At 69.4% G+C, this 17,503-nt stretch carries 15 protein-coding genes; 9 read left to right on the top strand and 6 right to left on the bottom strand.

Features of this window, described 5'->3' with window-relative positions; translation table 11 throughout:
* Positions 1-47 precede the first annotated feature (47 nt).
* The gene (locus tag HRJ34_RS27190; protein ID WP_208634433.1) at positions 48-1,190 is read right to left on the bottom strand and encodes a glycosyltransferase; all 1,143 of its coding nucleotides are present in this window, start codon (positions 1,188-1,190) and stop codon (positions 48-50) included.
* 4 nt (positions 1,191-1,194) lie between these two features.
* Positions 1,195-2,067, bottom strand: a complete 873-nt coding sequence (locus tag HRJ34_RS27185) for an alpha/beta fold hydrolase (protein WP_208632970.1) — start codon at positions 2,065-2,067, stop codon at positions 1,195-1,197.
* A 37-nt stretch (positions 2,068-2,104) separates the two neighbouring features.
* Between HRJ34_RS27185 and HRJ34_RS27180 the strand changes: the two genes are divergently transcribed.
* Together HRJ34_RS27180 and HRJ34_RS27175 are read left to right on the top strand one after the other, a co-directional pair.
* Positions 2,105-3,529, top strand: a complete 1,425-nt coding sequence (locus HRJ34_RS27180) for a protein adenylyltransferase SelO (protein ID WP_208632969.1) — start codon at positions 2,105-2,107, stop codon at positions 3,527-3,529.
* Between the two features lie 154 nt (positions 3,530-3,683).
* On the top strand, positions 3,684-4,730 hold the full coding sequence (locus tag HRJ34_RS27175) for a hypothetical protein (RefSeq protein ID WP_208632968.1): 1,047 nt from the start codon (positions 3,684-3,686) through the stop codon (positions 4,728-4,730).
* Positions 4,731-4,825: 95 nt separating this feature from the next.
* On the opposite strand, the gene HRJ34_RS27170 is transcribed toward HRJ34_RS27175, so the two are convergent.
* Positions 4,826-5,317, bottom strand: coding sequence for a methylated-DNA--[protein]-cysteine S-methyltransferase (locus HRJ34_RS27170; protein ID WP_011952091.1), 492 nt, complete (start codon positions 5,315-5,317; stop codon positions 4,826-4,828).
* Positions 5,318-5,513: 196 nt separating this feature from the next.
* Between HRJ34_RS27170 and HRJ34_RS27165 the strand changes: the two genes are divergently transcribed.
* On the top strand, positions 5,514-8,732 hold the full coding sequence (locus HRJ34_RS27165; RefSeq protein WP_208632967.1) for a DUF3857 domain-containing protein: 3,219 nt from the start codon (positions 5,514-5,516) through the stop codon (positions 8,730-8,732).
* Positions 8,733-8,802: 70 nt separating this feature from the next.
* On the opposite strand, the gene dnaJ is transcribed toward HRJ34_RS27165, so the two are convergent.
* Both dnaJ and dnaK read right to left on the bottom strand, forming a co-directional pair.
* Positions 8,803-9,945 carry a molecular chaperone DnaJ gene (dnaJ, locus tag HRJ34_RS27160; RefSeq protein WP_011952092.1) on the bottom strand — a complete coding sequence of 381 codons (1,143 nt, stop codon included), beginning with the start codon at positions 9,943-9,945 and terminating at the stop codon, positions 8,803-8,805.
* Positions 9,946-10,079: 134 nt separating this feature from the next.
* Positions 10,080-11,972: a molecular chaperone DnaK gene (gene dnaK / locus HRJ34_RS27155; protein WP_011952093.1), complete on the bottom strand. Its 1,893-nt coding sequence runs from the start codon at positions 11,970-11,972 to the stop codon at positions 10,080-10,082.
* Between the two features lie 160 nt (positions 11,973-12,132).
* Between dnaK and HRJ34_RS27150 the strand changes: the two genes are divergently transcribed.
* Both HRJ34_RS27150 and HRJ34_RS27145 read left to right on the top strand, forming a co-directional pair.
* On the top strand, positions 12,133-12,585 hold the full coding sequence (locus tag HRJ34_RS27150; RefSeq protein WP_016745712.1) for a copper chaperone PCu(A)C: 453 nt from the start codon (positions 12,133-12,135) through the stop codon (positions 12,583-12,585).
* Positions 12,585-13,511, top strand: a complete 927-nt coding sequence (locus tag HRJ34_RS27145; protein WP_011952095.1) for a sulfotransferase family protein — start codon at positions 12,585-12,587, stop codon at positions 13,509-13,511. The genes HRJ34_RS27150 and HRJ34_RS27145 overlap by 1 nt, the downstream gene beginning before the upstream one ends.
* Positions 13,512-13,660: 149 nt before the next feature.
* Here HRJ34_RS27145 and grpE read toward each other — a convergent pair whose 3' ends face one another.
* Positions 13,661-14,206 carry a nucleotide exchange factor GrpE gene (gene grpE, locus HRJ34_RS27140; RefSeq protein WP_011952096.1) on the bottom strand — a complete coding sequence of 182 codons (546 nt, stop codon included), beginning with the start codon at positions 14,204-14,206 and terminating at the stop codon, positions 13,661-13,663.
* A 127-nt stretch (positions 14,207-14,333) separates the two neighbouring features.
* Here grpE and HRJ34_RS27135 point away from each other — a divergent pair, with 127 nt between their 5' ends.
* The 4 genes from HRJ34_RS27135 to HRJ34_RS29520 are packed head-to-tail and all read left to right on the top strand — an operon-like array spanning position 14,334 to position 17,450.
* Positions 14,334-15,443 (top strand): 8-amino-7-oxononanoate synthase, encoded by a 1,110-nt coding sequence (locus tag HRJ34_RS27135; RefSeq protein ID WP_208632966.1) that lies wholly within the window; start codon positions 14,334-14,336, stop codon positions 15,441-15,443.
* Positions 15,440-16,069, top strand: a complete 630-nt coding sequence (gene bioD / locus HRJ34_RS27130; protein WP_208632965.1) for a dethiobiotin synthase — start codon at positions 15,440-15,442, stop codon at positions 16,067-16,069. Before HRJ34_RS27135 ends, bioD begins: the two co-directional genes overlap by 4 nt.
* Positions 16,066-17,319 carry an adenosylmethionine--8-amino-7-oxononanoate transaminase gene (locus HRJ34_RS27125; protein WP_208632964.1) on the top strand — a complete coding sequence of 418 codons (1,254 nt, stop codon included), beginning with the start codon at positions 16,066-16,068 and terminating at the stop codon, positions 17,317-17,319. Before bioD ends, HRJ34_RS27125 begins: the two co-directional genes overlap by 4 nt.
* On the top strand, positions 17,316-17,450 hold the full coding sequence (locus HRJ34_RS29520; RefSeq protein ID WP_264319411.1) for a hypothetical protein: 135 nt from the start codon (positions 17,316-17,318) through the stop codon (positions 17,448-17,450). Before HRJ34_RS27125 ends, HRJ34_RS29520 begins: the two co-directional genes overlap by 4 nt.
* The last annotated feature ends 53 nt before the right edge of the window (positions 17,451-17,503 follow it).

Below are 17,503 nucleotides of genomic sequence, written 5' to 3'. Positions count from 1 at the left end.
CCGTAAAATGCGCGTAAAATCGCTTTTCGCGCCAAATTGGGAGCCTGTTACCGTCTCACATGGGTGTCGATCGCCCCCCAGTAAAGGTGGCGGTAGCGTTCGATCATCGTCCTTTCGTCATAATGGCGCAACGCGACGGCGCGATTGGCGGCTCCGATCGTCCGGCGCAGACCGGCGTCGGCCGCCAGCCGGGCGAGCCCGGCGGCCAGTCCCGCCTCGTCGTCGCACGGCCGGATGAAGGGCCGGTTCTCCGCCGACGCCATCGCCGCGATGTCGCCGACGTCGGTCATCAGGCCGGGCAGCCCGCAGGCCATTGCCTCGACCAGCGAGATCGGGAACTGCTCGCTGTCCGAGGACAGGGCGAAGACGTCGAACCCCGCCATGCAGCGCACCGGATCGCGCACGAAACCGGGCAGGATCACCCGGTCGGCGATCCCCAGCCGCGCCGCCTCCGCCTCGATCGCGGCGCGATCGGGCCCCTCGCCGAGGATCACCAGCCGCGCGTTGCCGGGCGCCCCGGCCGCGAAGACGCGCACCAGCCGAGCAAGATTCTTGATCGGCCGCAGCCCCGCGACGGTGCCCACCACCAGCCCGGGCCCGGTGGCGAGGCCGGGGATCGGCAGCGGACGGGCAAGCTCGGCATCGTCGGGCAGGCGGATGCCGTTGGCAATCCGCTCGATCCGCGCGGCGGGCTGACGCCAGACCTCGCGGGCGATCGTCTCGAGCCGGTGCGAGGGGACGACGAGGCGGTGCGCGGTCGGCAGCATCAGCCGGCGGAACCAGACCCGCGCCGGCTTCTGCCGCACCGCCTCGTCCTCGTTGAAGCCGTCCTCATGGTGGATCAGCGGCGGCAGGCGGCGCGCGGCGGCGAACAGGCGATGCGCGCCGGCCATGTCCATCGCCCCCCAATTATAGCTGAGCACCAGATCGAAGCCGGCCATGTAGCGCGCCAGCTCCGCATAGCGGCCGACGCCGGGGCGGCCGCGCAGCGAGGGCGCCGCGTCGCCGGGAAAGTCGACGCGGATGCCGGGATCGATCGCCTCGCGCGCCGCCAGCGCGTCGGGCATCGCGCTCAGCACGACATGCTCGGCCGCGTCGCCGAACGCGTTCATCAGCCGGACGGCCCGCGCCTCCTTGCCCCCCAGCGCGAAGGTCGAATGGCCATGGAGGATGCGGACCGGCCGCGCCATCGCCTCAGCCGGCCCGCCCGACCCGCGCGAGCAGCCGGTCGATCGCGGCTTCGCATTCGGGCTCGAACAGGGTCGGCGCATGGCCGATGCGCGGCAGGTCGACCCGTTCGAGCAGCGGCAGCTCGGCCTGCATGCGATCGGCGGTATCGGCCGACACTATGTCCGACAGGCCGCCGCGCACCAGCAGCGCCGGGATCGGCTTCAGCGCCTCGGCGAGCGGCCAGAGGTCGCCCGCGCTCTCATTGCCCGGCACCTTGAACGGCTCGGCGATCGCACTGTCATAATCGGCGACGATGCGGCCGGCCGGCGTCAGGCGGTACAATCGCTTGGCCATGCCGAGCCAGTCGTCGAGCGTATAGTCGGGATAGGCGACCGCATGGACCTCGGCCAGCGACCGCGCCGCGTGCAGCCAGGTCGGATAGCTGCCACCGCGCCCGACATAGCCACGAATCCGAACCAGCCCAGCCGGGTCGATCGCCGGCCCTATGTCGTTGAGCAGCAACCCGGCGACCCGCCCCGGCATCGTCGCGCTGATCAGCATCGACAATATGCCGCCCAGCGAAGTGCCGAACAGGACGAAGCGGTCGAGCCCCGCCTCCGCGATCAGCGCCGTCACGTCCTCCAGATAGGTGACGGGGACATAGCTGAGCGGGTCCTTGGCGCGCTCGCTGTCGCCGCGCCCGCGCAGTTCGACGACAATCAGGCGCCAGTCGCCCGCCAGCCGGTCGGCCAGCGGCGCGAAGTCGCGCGCGTTGCGGGTCAGGCCCGGCAGGCAGATGATCGGCGGGCGGGTGCTCCCGGCCTTGGCCGGATAGTCGCGATAATGCAGGCGCAGACCATCCTTCGAGGACCAAAAACCGTCTTCCCATTCCGCCATGCTTGCGCCTCCCGCTGATCGCCCCCCATATCGCCCCATGACCATCGCCCCGCAAGCCGCCGCCTATCGCCCCCATGTCGCGATCGCATCGCTCCAGGATCGCCTCGCCGATCCGGTCGCCGCCGCCGACTTCCCCAGAACGATCCTGCGCTTCCGCAACCGCCGCTGGGACAGGGCGGTCGGCCTCGACGGCCTCAGCGACGAGCAGTGGATCGCCCATTTCGGCCGGTTCGAGCCGCTGCCCGACAACCTCCCCCAGCCGCTGGCGCTGCGCTATCACGGCCACCAGTTCCGCGTGTACAACCCCGACATCGGCGACGGCCGCGGCTTCCTGTTCGCGCAGCTCCGCGACGGGGCCGGACGCTTGCTCGACCTCGGCACCAAGGGTTCGGGCCGGACGCCCTACAGCCGCTTCGGCGACGGCCGGCTGACGCTGAAGGGCGGGGTGCGCGAGATATTGGCGACCGAGATGCTGGAGGCGCTCGGCGTCGAGACCTCCAAGACCTTCTCGCTGATCGAGACCGGCGAGCAGCTCCAGCGCAACGACGAGCCCTCCCCCACCCGCTCGGCGGTGATGGTGCGGCTCAGCCACGGCCATGTCCGCATCGGCAGCTTCCAGCGGCTCGCGACGCTGGGCGAGACGGAAACGATCCGCGACCTCACCGCCTATGTGCTGACCGAGCTTTACGGCGAGGCGCCGGGCAACGCGCCCGCCGGCCAGCTGCTCGACCATGTCTGCCGCCGCACCGCGCGGCTGGCGGCGAGCTACATGGCCGCCGGCTTCGTCCATGGCGTGCTCAACAGCGACAACATCAACGTCACCGGCGAGAGCTTCGACTATGGCCCGTGGCGCTTCACCCCGACCTGGGACCCCGGCTTCACCGCCGCCTATTTCGACCAGCAGGGCCTCTACGCCTTCGGGCGGCAGGCGCAGGCGATCCACTGGGACGTCGTCCAGCTCGCGCTGTCGCTGCGGCCGATCGCCGAAGCGGAGGAGCTGGCGCCCGCGCTCGACGCCTGGCCGGCCCATTATGAGCGCGAGGCGGCGGCCGCGATCTGCGGCCGGCTCGGCGTCGCGCCGCGCGGCGAGGAGGCAGACCTCGCCCTGATCCAGGCGATGGATGTCGCGCTCCAGCGCAGCGGGGTGGGCGTCGACCGCTTCTTCTTCGACTGGCGCGGGGGGAGCCGCCGCGCGCCCTCGCCCGCCGACGGCGCCTATGAGGGCGAGGATTTCGCCGCCTTCCGCGACGCGATCGGCGGCTATCAAGGCGTCGTCGCGCTCGATCACGACTATTGGTCGGATGCCGCGCCCTGCTCGATGCTGATCGACGAGGTCGAGGCGATCTGGTCCGCGATCGATACGGACGACGACGGGTCGGTGCTCGAAGCAAAGATCACGGCGATCCGTCGCATGGGCGAAGCGATGAGATCATCGCCGCCAAATAATAAGAATCAGTCATGAAAATCTGAACGCCAGATGAACACATGAATATCCGTTCATCTTCTCCGTTCATTGCACGACAGATAAAAGCATTCGAAAATCAACTCGTCGTATCGACTGTGCAACTTGTCGGGAACATCTGGACCTGATTTCGAAATCGCAGGTTCATCTGTGTATGAGCTACGCACCGAACCCCGTCCGCCCCGGCCTCACCGCGATTGCCGCGGTCCTGGCCTTTTCCTCAACCCCGTCCTTCGCGCAGGATGCCGCCCCGACCGTGGTGACCCCGCCGCCGGTCGTGGAGCCGGCACCGGCAACCATCGCGCCCACCCTCGCTCCGATGACGCAGAGCAGCGCCGCGCCGTCGACCGGCGGCCTCGTCACCGTTCCGACCCGGCCGGGCGGCATCGCCACCGGCCTCGACGCGGCCCCCGCGACGCCGGCCGCCGCTCCCGAACCTGCGGCCGAGACGGTGAGCCGTCCCGTCGTCCGCACTGCACCGGCGCGGCGCGCCAACCCGGCTCCCGCGCCACGCGAAACCGCTCCGGCCGCTCCCGTCGCGGCCCAGCGCGCGGCGCCCGTCGCGCCGCCCACGGCTCCGGCCGTCGATACCGCTCCACCGCCCGTCGCGCCCGTCGCCGAGGTTCCGGCCGTCGCGCCCGAACCCGCGCCGGCGCCCGCCCCTCGCGCCACGCCGGCCGATGCCGACAACGACGTCCTGCCGATCGCCGGCGCCGCCGGTATCGCCATCCTGCTGATCGGTGGAGGCGTCTATGCGATGCGTCGCCGCCGCCGCGACGAGGGCGAGGAGGAACTCCTGCTCGCCGACAGGGTGGCCGAGACGCCGGCCGAGCCCGTCCCGGTCCCGGCCGCCGCCGCGCCCCTGCCGATGGCAGACGCAGCCCCCGCCACGACCACCGATGCGCCCGTCACCGCCATCCCCGCCGGCTTCGACATCTCGCGCTTCGGCCGCCACACCCAGGCCGCCTATCGCGGCCCGACGCCCGGCAATCCCTCGCTGTCGCTGAAGCGCCGCCTGAGGGTCGCCAGCTTCCTCGACGGGCGCGAGCGGATGGCGGCGCCGGGCGGGCAGCCCGCCGCGACCCCGGCCGCCGCTGCACCCGCGCCCCAGCCGGCCGCCGCCCCGCGCCAGCCCGGCCACATCACGACGCGGATCAAGGTTCCGCCGCGTCCCGGTTTCCGGCCCGCCTGGCAGAGCTGAGGTCCCGGCCTCGCTCCGCCACGGACCGGAGCGCCGTCTCTTGCCAGGTCGTTCTCCGACGGGGGGAACGACCCGGCGAGGGGCGGCGCACCTTTTCAGGCCGCCAGCCGGCCGCTTTCCAGATCGAGCAGGTAGCGCTTGGCGTCGAGCCCGCCGGCAAAGCCGGTCAACGCCCCGGCCGATCCCACCACGCGATGGCACGGCGCGATGATCGAGATCGGGTTGCGCCCATTGGCCGCCCCCACCGCGCGCGACGCCGACGGGCGGCCGATCTGCCGGGCGATCTCGCCATAGCTCCGCGTCTCGCCGAACGGGATGGTGAGCAAGGCGGCCCACACCTGCTTCTGGAAATCTGTGCCCCGGAAATCGAGCGGCACGTCGAAGCGTTCGAGCTGCCCCGCGAAATAGGCGCCGAGCTGCCGGACGGTCTCGACCAGCACCGGATGACCGGGCTGTTCGGCCAACCCCTCCAGACGGACCCGACCCGGATCGTCGTCGGGCCAGAGGATGGCGACGAGTCCGCGCTCGCCGGCGACGAGCGTCAGGTCGCCCACGGGCGAAGGAAGGATGGTGAAGGCGAGGGTCATCGATCGGCTCCTTGACGGGCGCGGATGTCTCCGCGGATGTCCTTCCATGGCGCAGGCAAAAGGGCAAAGCTCTCCGTTCCTTGCGGCATAATCGCGTTCCTTCGCTGCGGTCCGTCCCGAGATCGGTCGATCTTGGACCTTTTCTACGGTTGATTGTTCCACCCGGGCAATTAAAAAGAACAAAGGGGGATCAATCATGCGGATGCTCATCTGGATCATGCTGGCCTGCGCGGCGCTATCGCCGGCGCGGGCGGCCGACAGGGTGGAGACCGGGCCGGTTCCGGCCTGGGTCAGGCCGGTCGCCATGCCCGCCGCCACCGGCCCGGTGCGGGGATCGATCAGCTATCTCCTCGCCGACAGGCAGGTCCGCCTGGAGCCGGGCAGGACCAGCATCTACGGCGAGACGGCGATCCGGATCGAGACGGCCGAGGGGCTGGCGGCCGGCAATATCTCGCTGTCCTGGCAACCCGGGACGCAGACCGTCACCGTCCACCGGCTGGCGATCGAGCGCGGGGGCAGGACAATCGACCTGCTCGCGACCGGACAGGCCTTCACCGTGCTGCGCCGCGAGGCCAATCTGGAAAGCGCGATGCTCGACGGCGAGCTGACCGCCAACTTCCAGCCCGAGGGGCTCCAGGTCGGCGACATCGTCCATCTGGCGACCACGACGACCTCGTCCGATCCCACCTATGGCGGGCATGTCGAGCATCGCTTCGACGCCGCTTACCGGGTCCGCGTCGGCCGCCAGCATTTCCGCGCGCAATGGCCGGCCTCGATGGCCGTGCGGCTGCGCCAGACCAGCGGCCTGCCGCCGCTCGAGCCCCGGCGCGTCGGCGGCGTCGTCACCGCCGAGCTGACGGTCGACGGGCTGGAGCCGGCGGCGACGCCGAGCCAGGCGCCGCAGCGCTACCGGCGGCCACGACTGGTCGAGCTCAGCGATTTCGGCGACTGGGCGCAGCTCGCCGGCCTGTTCCGGCCGCTCTACGACCGGGCCGCGACGCTGCCGGCGGACAGCCCCTTGCAGGCGGAGATCGCCCGCATCCGCGCCGCCTCCACCGATCCCAAGGCGCGCGCCGAAGCCGCGCTGGCGCTGGTGCAGGGACGGGTCCGCTATGTCGCGCTGCTGATGGGCGACGGCAATTTCGTGCCGGCGGACGCGACGCTGACATGGCAACGGCGCTTCGGCGACTGCAAGGCCAAGTCGGCGCTGCTGCTGGCGGTGCTGCGCGGCCTCGACATCGCCGCCGACCCGGTCGTGGTCAACGCCGATGGCGGCGACGGGCTCGACGAGCGGCTGCCGATGATCGGCCTGTTCAACCATGTCATCGTGCGCGCGACGATCGGCGGCAGGAGCTATTGGCTCGACGGCACCCGGACGGGGGACGCGCAGCTCGACCTGATCGACACGCCCGACATGGGCTGGGGGCTGCCGCTGGTGGCGAATGCCGTTCCGGTCCGGCTCCTTCCCGAAGCGCCCGAGCGGCCGCTCGTCGAAACCCGGCTGCGGATCGACGCGCGCAACGGCATCACCCTGCCCGCGCCGGCCGAACTGGAGGTCGTGTTCCGGGGTGACGACGCCTATCGGATGCAACTCGGCGACATGGCGGCAAGCGCGGAGGAGCGCGAGCGGGGGCTGCGCGACTTCTGGAAGAAGACCTACGCCTTCGTCGACGTCCGGACCACCGGCGCCGGCTATGATCCCGATCGCCGCGAATATCGGATCGAGGCGAAGGGCGATGCCCGGCTCGACTGGGAGGACAAGGCCCATTGGCTGACCGACAGCGGGCTCGGCGATGCCGAGGTCAGTTTCGAGCGCGATGCGCGGGAGGACCAGAACGCCCCCTTCGCCGTCACCTATCCCTATTTCTGGCGCACGACCCAGACGATCCTGCTGCCGCCCGGGATCGAGCCCGACGACGCCGACGTGGACGAGACGGCCGGCGGCATCCATTATCGCCGCAAGGCGAGCTTCGTCGATAATGTCTATACGATGGAAAGCAGCACCCGGAGCATCGCCCCCGACTTCCCCGCGCGCGAGGCCCCGGCCGCCCAGAAGACGATCCGCGCCCTCGCCACGCGTCATGTCGCCCTTCGCATCGGGCGCGATTATGAACAGAGCCCTGCGGAGATCGAGGCCGTGCTCGCGCGGACGGCCGAAACGGCGGAGGAACTGAACGAGCAAGGCAAGCTCCTGTTCGATCTTGCGCGCTATGAAATGGCGCTGGCCCGGTTCGATCAGGCCGCGAAGCTCGAGCCGGACAATGCGATCGTGCTGGCAAGACGAGGCGTCACGCGGTTGCGGCTTGGCGACCATGCGGCCGCGGATCGCGACTTCGCGGCGGCCGAGGCGATCGATTCCGACAGTCTGACGCTGGCATGGGGGCGCGGCCTGCTCGCCCAACAGACCGACAAGGCCGAGGAGGCGGTTCGCTATTACAGCAAGGTGATCGAGAAAATACCCGGCGACAGCGAGGTGCTGGTCTCGCGGGCGGAAATGTATGTCGACCTGAAACGCTATCCGGCCGCGCTCGACGATCTTGATCGCGCCATCAAGCTCCGGCCCGACTGGATTCGACCCAGCGGGCTCCGGGCCAAGGTTCTCCATCGGATGGGAAAGACCGATCAGGCGCTGGCGACAATCGACCGGATGCTCGTCGATCATCCCGGCGAGCGCATGGCGGCGATCACGGCGGCCTGGTACCATGCCCGCTTCGGCAGCCGGAAGGATGCGCTGCGCTTGTACAGCCGCGCGCTCGACATGGAAAAGACCGTCGATACATTATTGGATCGTTCCTATTTTCGCCCGTGGGACGATGTTGCCGGCCGCCTGGACGATGTGGCAACGGCGCTCCGCATCGATCCGGGCAATGCCGCGGCACTGCGGGAGAAAGCCGATCTTCAGCGCCGCAACGGCGACCTGGCTGGAATGACCACCACCCTGTCCACCGCGCTGAAGCGCCATTCGAACGATGTCATATTGCTGGGGCAGCGGGCCCAGTCGCTCTGGCTGGACGGACGCAAGGCGGATGCGCGCAAGGGCTTCGCCGCCGCGCGCGCCACCGCCGAAAATCCCATCGAACTGGCCAGTCTGTGCTGGATCAGGGCCATCAGCGACATCGACCTGACCGAGGCGCTCGCCGATTGCGATGCCGCGCTGTCGCGATCCCCGAACAGCGCGGCCGTGCTCGAAAGCCGCGGCTTCGTCCTCGTCAAGCTGGGGCGTCTCGACGACGCCATCCTCTCCTATGATCGCGCGCTGGCGGAAGATCCGGCCATGGCGGAAGCATTGCTCGGCCGCGCCGTCGCCTGGAAACGCAAGGGCGATCAGGCCAGGAGCGACGCCGACTTCGCGGCGGCGACGGCGCGCAACGAAGACATCGTCGCCCAATATCATTATTATGGGATGAGCTTTTAACCTCTTCTCTACGCTCCATCTTCGTCATTCCCGCGAAAGCGGGAATGACGAGGAGCAAGTAGGACGAGGCCTACTCCGTCAGATCTTCCCACATGCCCTTGAGGCGGGCGAAGAAGCCGCTCGACTGGGGGCATTCCTCGCCGGTCTCGGTCGAGCGGAATTCCTCGAGCAGCTCCTTCTGTCGCGCGCTGAGGCGGGTCGGGGTCTCGACGTCGATCTGGATGACGAGGTCGCCATGGCCGCGGCCGTTGAGCACCGGCATGCCGGCGCCGCGCTGGCGGATCTGCTTGCCCGACTGGATGCCGGCGGGGATGCGGATCTCGTGGCGCTTCTTGTCGAGGCCGGGCACCTCGATCGTGCCGCCGAGCGCGGCGGTGGTGAAGCTGATCGGCGCGCGGGCGAACAGGGTCGTCCCGTCGCGCTCGAAGATCCCATGCTCGCGCAGGTGGATGAAGATGTAGAGGTCGCCCGGCGGGCCGCCCCGCGCGCCGGCCTCGCCCTCGCCGGTCAGGCGGATGCGGGTGCCTTCGTCGACGCCGGCGGGGACCCCGACGTCGAGCGTCTTGGTCTTCTCGATCCGGCCCTCGCCATGGCAGGCGTCGCAGGGATCGGAGATCACCTGCCCCGCGCCGTGGCACGACGGACAGGTCCGCTCGACCACGAAGAAGCCCTGCTGCGCGCGCACCTTGCCGTGGCCGCCGCAGGTCTTGCAATGCTGGGTGCCGGTGCCGGGCTTGGCGCCCGATCCGTCGCAGGTGTCGCACTGCGCCGCGACGTCGACGGTGATCGACGCCTGCTTGCCGGCATAGGCCTCCTCCAGCGTGATCTCGAGATCGTAGCGCAGGTCCGCGCCGCGCCGCACGCTGGAGCGCTGTCCGCCGCCGCCACGGCCGCCGCCCATGAACTCGCCGAAGATATTCTCGAAGATGTCGGAGAAGCCTTCGAAGCCGCCGCCGCCGAAACCGCCGGCGCCCGGCCCGCCATTCTGGAAGGCCGCCTTGCCGAACCGGTCGTAGGCGGCGCGCTTCTGCGGGTCCTTCAGGCAGTCATAGGCCTCGTTGATCGCCTTGAACTTCGCCTCGGCCGCATGATCGCCGGGATTGCGATCCGGATGATACTGCATCGCCAGCCGTCGGAACGACGTCTTGAGGACCTTGTCGTCGGCCGTACGCTCGACCTCGAGCAGCTCGTAATAATCGATATCCGTGCTCATCGCGCCCCGTAGACCACCACATGCCCCGCGACCGCCTCCATCGCGGCGGCCGACCATTCCATATGCTCTTGCCAGACATTACACGGCCCCGCCATCGCTGACGGGGCCGGTAAGGTCACGGCATCATCGACGCCTTACTTCTTGTCGTCGACTTCCGAGAATTCGGCATCGACCACGTCGTCGTCCTTCGGCGCCTCTTCGCCCGGAGCCGCGGCGGCCGCCTGCTCCTTCTCGTAGATCGCCTGGCCGAGCTTCATCGCGACCTGGGCGAGCGCCTGGGCCTTCTCGGTCATCGCATCGGCGTCGCCGCCCTCGACCGCGGTCTTGGCGTCGGCGATCGCAGCCTCGATCTCGGACTTGAGGCCGCCGTCGACCTTGTCGCCATGCTCCTGGAGCTGGCGCTCGGTCGTGTGGATCAGGCTCTCGGCGTTGTTCTTCGCCTCGGCCGCCGCACGGCGCTTCTTGTCCTCCTCGGCGAACTTCTCGGCGTCCTTCACCATGCCGTCGATGTCGGCGTCCGAAAGGCCGCCCGAGGCCTGGATCTTGATCTGCTGTTCCTTGCCGGTGCCCTTGTCCTTGGCGGACACGTTGACGATGCCGTTGGCGTCGATGTCGAAGGTGACCTCGATCTGCGGCACGCCGCGCGGCGCCGGCGGGATGCCGATCAGGTCGAACTGACCCAGCATCTTGTTGTCGGCCGCCATTTCACGCTCGCCCTGGAAGACGCGGATGGTGACGGCGTTCTGGTTGTCGTCGGCCGTCGAATAGGTCTGCGACTTCTTGGTCGGGATCGTCGTGTTGCGGTCGATCATCCGGGTGAACACGCCGCCCAGCGTCTCGATGCCCAGCGACAGCGGGGTCACGTCGAGCAGCAGCACGTCCTTGACGTCGCCCTGGAGCACGCCGGCCTGGATCGCCGCGCCCATCGCCACCACCTCATCGGGGTTGACGCCGGTGTGCGGCTCCTTGCCGAAATAGCTCTTCACGACCTCGCGGACCTTGGGCATGCGGGTCATGCCGCCGACCATGACGACCTCGTCGATGTCGGCCGCCTTCAGGCCGGCATCGGCCAGCGCCTTCTTGACCGGCTCGATCGAGCGCTGGATCAGCGGCTCGACCAGACGCTCCAGATCGGCGCGGGTCAGCGACTTGACGAGGTGCTTCGGCCCGGTCGCGTCGGCGGTGATGAACGGCAGGTTGACCTCGGTGGTCTGCGCCGAGGACAGCTCGATCTTCGCCTTCTCGGCGGCTTCCTTGAGCCGCTGCAGCGCGAGCCGGTCCTTGGTCAGGTCGATGCCCTCGGCCTTCTGGAAGTCGGCCGCGAAGAACTCGACCAGCTTGGCGTCGAAGTCCTCGCCGCCCAGGAAGGTGTCGCCGTTGGTCGACTTCACCTCGAACACGCCGTCGCCGATCTCGAGGATCGAGATGTCGAAGGTGCCGCCGCCGAGATCGTAGACCGCGATGGTCTTGCCGTCGTTCTTCTCAAGGCCATAGGCGAGCGCCGCCGCCGTCGGCTCGTTGATGATGCGCAGCACCTCGAGGCCGGCGATCTTGCCGGCGTCCTTGGTCGCCTGGCGCTGGGCGTCGTTGAAATAGGCGGGGACGGTGATCACCGCCTGGGTCACGGTCTCGCCCAGATAGCTCTCGGCGGTCTCCTTCATCTTCTGCAGCGTGAAGGCCGAGATCTGCGACGGCGAATAATCCTCGCCGCCCGCCTGCACCCACGCGTCGCCGTTCGGGCCCTTCACGATGTGATAGGGGACCAGCTCGGTGTCCTTGCGGGTGATCGGATCGTCGAAGCGACGACCGATCAGGCGCTTCACCGCGAAGATGGTGTTGTCCGGGTTGGTGACGGCCTGACGCTTCGCCGGCTGGCCGATCAGCCGCTCGCCATCCTTGGCGAACGCGACGATCGACGGCGTGGTCCGCGCGCCTTCCGCATTTTCGATGACCTTGGGCTTGCCGCCTTCCATCACGGCGACGCAGCTGTTGGTGGTGCCCAGATCGATACCGATTACCTTAGCCATTCCAGTCCTTTCAAACCCCCAAAACCGATCCCGTCCATGCCCCCAGATAACGAGGCGAGCATGCGGCCGATCGCATTGAATGGGGGCGATATAGGTGGGGATTCATTTGCTGCAAGACGCAACAGCGCCTAATTGCATCCCGATTCCCACGGAGTTTCCGATGCATCGCACGATTGCCGCCGTCATGGCCCTTGTCGCCCTGTCCGCCTGCCAGCCCAGAGGCGCCGGCCAGCCGGTGGTGAAGGGCGCCCAGGTACGGCTCGCCGCGGTGCCCGGCGGCCCGGCCGGCGGCTATTTCACGCTGGAGGGCGGCGCGAAGGACGATCGGCTGCTGAGGATCGACAGCGCCGTGGTGAACAAGATAGAGTTGCACGAGAGCGTCATGAACGGGGGCGTGATGACGATGCGGCCGATCGCCGAAGTGCCGGTTCCGGCAGGGAAGACCGTCGCGTTCGCGCCGGGCGGCAGCCATGCGATGCTGTTCGGCGTCGATCCGCGAATCACCGCGGGCACCGGCGTGCCGATGCTGTTCACCTTCGCCAGCGGCGCGCGGATCGAGGTCGAGGCCAAATCGGTCGCGGCCGGGGACGACATGGACGGCATGCGCCACTGATGGCCACCGCGCCGGCCATGGCCCCGCCCGTCTTCCTGGTCGCGGCACCGCGATCGGGCTGCGTGGCGTTGCGCCAGTTGCTGGACCGGCACCCGGCGGTGGCGATCGCCCCCGACATCGACTTCCTCGTCGACGCGATCACCCCCGACGGACGCTTCATGAAGCGCGACGCCTTCGTCCGGTCGGTCGAGTTCGACAGCCGGTTCAGGACGCTGGGGCTGACCGTTCCCACCGGCCTGCCCTTCACCGGCATCGCCCGCGCGCTGCTCGACCAGCTCACCGCGAAGCCCGGCGCGACCGTGACCGGGGCGACGATCCGGCATCATTTCGACCGCATCCTGTGGCTGTGGCCCGACGCGCGCTTCATCCACCTCGTTCGCGACGGGCGGGACGTCGCCGCCGCCCATGTCCACCGCCGCGAGGCGGGCAATCTGTGGCACGGCGTCGCCGACTGGGTCGAAGTTGAGACGTTGTGGGACCGGATGTCGCACAAATTGCCGCCGGACCGGCAGTTCACCCTGAAATATGAGATGCTCGCCGGCGAACCCGAATATGAGCTGCGCCGCCTGTGCGAGTTCCTGCGGGTGCCGTTCGCGCCGGCGATGCTCCAGCCGCCGGTGGCGCTCGACCAGGAACCGGCGGGCCGCTGGCGCAAGGCCGACACGCGCGAGATCTCGGCGGCGGAGCACAGCGCCGCGCGCTGGCTGCTCCAGAACGGCTATTTCCTGAGCGGGACGGTCCGGCCGCCGTCGATGCTGCGCCGCGCCGCGTTCGGCATCCAGAACAAGCTCGTCCTCGCCAACCATCGCCGCGAGCGGCTCGGCACCGGGCTGTGGCTCAAGGCCGGGCTGGTCGCGAAGCTCGGCGGCCGCAAGGCCAGGGCGCGGATGAAGCGCCGCCAGTACGACATACTGTCGAGGGATTGAGGGAGTTCCCCCTCCCTTTCAAGGGCGAGGGTCAGGGGGTGGGTGCGAGCGCAGCGAGCATGCTCGATCGTCGCGCGGAACTCCGTAGAGGGGCATCGAGCCCCTCTACTCCGTACCCCACCCTCCCCTGAAGGGGAGGGAAAAACCTTTTAGGCCTCCGGCGTCTTCGCGACGCCGACCAGGGCCGGGCGCAGCAGCCGGTCCTTGATCATGTAGCCGGCCTGCATCTCCTGGATCACCGTGCCGGGCTCGGCGTCGGCGCTGGGCAGCTCGACCATCGCCTGGTGGCGATTCGGGTCAAGCTTGGCGCCCAGCGCCTCGATCTTGCTGATGCCGTTGCGCTGGAACACGTTCTCCAGCTCCTTGGCGGTCATCTCGATGCCGGTCAGCAGCGAACCGATCCGGTCGTCCTCGCGCAGCTCGGCGGGAATCGCGGCCAGCGCGCGGCCGAGATTGTCGGCGACCGACAGCATGTCACGCGCGAAGCCGGTCGCGGCATAGGCCGAGGCGTCGGCCTTTTCCTTCTCCAGCCGGCGGCGGACGTTCTGGGTCTCCGCCTGGGCGTACAGCACCTCGTTGCGCAGCTTCTCCAGTTCGCCTTCGAGCTTGGCGAACGGGCTCTCGACCTCGGCCTCGGCCGACGGTTCGGTCTCGGGGGTCTCGACTTCGTTCTCGCCGATATTCTCTTCGCTCATGCCTTCTTCCGGTAGCTTCGCGGATCGATCCGCATCTGTTTCGCGGGCTGATATAGTCAAACGCGGCCGAACGACCAGAGGTTCGGTATTTTTTGCATCATAAAGGATCAGGCTCTAGGGCAACGCCATGTCGATCCTCGACGCGCATCGCGAAGCCCTCGTCCGGATCGCCCGGCGCTCCCGCACCCGCAGCCTGATCCCGCGCGCGGGGCACGACTTCGCCTCGAACGACTATCTCGGGCTGTCGCGATCGGCCGAGCTGCGCACCGCCGTCGCCGCCGCGCTCGACCGGGGCGTGGCGATCGGCGCGGGCGGGTCGCGGCTGCTGCGCGGCAACGATCCCGAGCATGAGGCGCTGGAGGCCGAGGCAGCCGCCTTCTTCGGCAGCGAGGCGAGCCTGTTCTTCTCCTCGGGCTTTGCGGCGAACAGCGCGATCTTCTCCACCCTGCCCGGCGGGCGCGACCTGATCGTCCATGATTCGCTGATCCACGCCAGCGCGCATGAGGGGATGCGGCTCGGCCGCGCGGCGACGGTCGCGGCCGCGCACAACGACGTCGACGCCTTCGCCGACGCGATCGCCCGCTGGCGCGCGGAGGGCAACAAGGGCCGCGCCTGGATCGCGGCCGAGAGCCTGTACAGCATGGACGGGGACAAGGCGCCGCTCGCCGAGCTGGCGGCGCTCGCCGATCGCGAGCAGGCCTTCCTGCTGATCGACGACGCCCATGCCGTCGGCGTGTTCGGCCGCGACGGCCGGGGCCTCGCCGACGGCCTCGACGGGCGCGAGAACGTCGTCGTGCTGCGGACCTGCGGCAAGGCGCTGGGCTGCGAGGGCGCGCTGGTCTGCTGCCCCCGCGTCATCGCCGACCTGTTGGTCAACAAGGGGCGCGGCTTCATCTTCTCGACCGCGCCCTCGCCGCTCGCCGCCGCCGCCGTCCGCGCCAGCCTCGACCTCGTCCGCGCCCAGCCCGAGCGGCGCGATCGGCTCGCCCGGCTCGTCGCCTTCGCCGGCGGGCGGTTGCCGCCGAGCGGCTCGCAGATCGTCCCCGTCATCCTCGGCGACGACGCCCGGACGATGGCGGTCGCCGCCGGTCTCCAGCGGCGCGGCTTCGACGTGCGCGGCATCCGGCCGCCGACCGTGCCGACCGGCACCGCGCGGCTGCGCATCTCGCTGACCCTCAACGTCGACGAGGCCGCGGTCGCAGCACTCGCCGACGCCGTCACGGAGCTGACCGCATGACCCGCGCGATCGTCGTCACCGCCACCGACACCGACGTCGGCAAGACCGTCTTCTCGGCCGGGCTCGCCGGCATGCTCGACGGCTGCTACTGGAAGCCGGTGCAGGCCGGGCTGGCCGACGGCACCGACAGCGACACCGTCCGCCGCCTGTCGGGCCTTCCCGACGACCGCATCCTGCCCGAGGCCTATCGCCTCGCGACCCCCGCCTCGCCGCACCATGCCGCCGCGATCGACAATGTCGTGATCGATCCCGCGCTGCTGGCGCCGCCGCCCTGCGACCGGCGGCTGGTGATCGAGGGCGCGGGCGGGCTGCTGGTGCCGCTGGCGGGCGGGCTGCTGTTCGCCGACATCTTCGCGGGCTGGCGGTTCGAGACGGTGGTGGTGGCGCGGACCGCGCTCGGCACGATCAACCACAGCCTGCTGACGATCGAGGCGCTGCGCGCGCGCGATATCCCGATCCTCGGCATCGCCTTCATCGGCGATCCGCAGGAGGAGAGCGAGCGGACGATCGCGGCGATCGGCGGGGTGCGGCGGCTGGGCCGCCTCCCCCGGCTCGACCCGCTCGACGCCGGCACGCTCGCCGCCGCCTTCGCCGCCGCCTTCTCGCCCGAGGATTTCGCCCCATGAGCTCGCCCGTCTGGCACCCCTTCACCCAGCACGGCCTGGGCGAGGACATCCCGCTGATCGAGCGCGCGGAGGGCGCCGGGCTCCACGCCGCCGACGGCCGCCGCTATGTCGACGCGATCTCGTCCTGGTGGGTGACGACCCACGGCCATTGCAATCCCCGGATCATGGCCGCGATCCGCGCCCAGACCGAGAAGCTCGACCAGCTGATCTTCGCCGGCTGGACCCACGAGCCTGCCGAGACGCTGGCGCGCGCTCTGGTCGACATCACCCCCGCCGGGCTCGACCATGTCTTCTTCTCCGACAGCGGATCGACCAGCGTCGAGGTCGCGCTGAAGATGGCGCTGGGCACCTGGCTCAACCGGGGCGAGCCGCGCCACCGCATCGTCGTGATGGAGCACAGCTATCATGGCGACACGATCGGCGCGATGTCGGTCGGCGAGCGCGGGGTCTACAACCGCGCCTACCAGCCGCTGCTGTTCGACGTCGACACCCTCCCCTTCCCCGTCGGCGACGGCGACCGGACGATCGCCGCGCTCGAGGCGATCTGCGCGCATGGCACGCCGCCCGCCGCGCTGATCGTCGAGCCGCTGATCCTCGGCGCCGGAGGGATGCTGATCTATCCGCCGCATGTGCTGAAGGCGCTGCGCGACATCTGCGCGCGCGAGGGCGTGCTGTTCATCGCCGACGAGGTGATGACCGGCTGGGGCCGCACCGGCATGCTGTTCGCCTGCCAACAGGCGGGGGTGAAGCCCGACCTGATGTGCCTGTCCAAGGGGCTGACCGGCGGCGCGATCCCGCTGGCGGCGACGCTCGCGACCCGCGAGATCTTCGACGCGCACCTGTCGCAGGACCGCGCGCGGATGTTCTTCCATTCGTCGAGCTACACCGCCAACCCGATCGCCTGCGCCGCCGCCAACGCCAATATCGCGATCTGGCAGGAGGAGCCGGTGCTCGACCGGATCGGCGCGCTCGTCCACCGCCAGGCGCGGCGGCTCGACCGGCTCGACCACCCGCTGATCGTCGGCAAGCGCCAGCTCGGCACGATCACGGCGATGGAGTTCGTCGATCCCTATGGCGACTATCTGTCGGCGATGGCGCCGATGCTCGGCCGCTTCTTCCGCGACAACGGCCTGCTGCTGCGGCCGATGGGCAACACCGTCTATGTGATGCCGCCTTATTGCATAGACGATAAGGACCTCGACGCGATCTACGACGCGATCCTGGCGGCGGCGCTGGAGATGGCGGCGTGAAGAAGCAGATCGTCGCCGCGATCCTGCTGCTCGTCCTGCTGCTGCCGATGTTCGCGGGGATCAGCCGGATCAAGCGCCTGCCGCGTGCGCCGAAGAAGAAGGACGAAGGCGCGAAGGACGACGGCGCCTGAGCGGCAACCTTTCGTTAACCATGATCAGCGACAATTAAGGGATGTTAACGGGA

The organism is Rhizorhabdus wittichii (assembly GCF_017607425.1).
GTDB classification, from domain to species: domain Bacteria; phylum Pseudomonadota; class Alphaproteobacteria; order Sphingomonadales; family Sphingomonadaceae; genus Rhizorhabdus; species Rhizorhabdus wittichii.
This window is presented reverse-complemented; position numbering and strand designations above follow the sequence as displayed.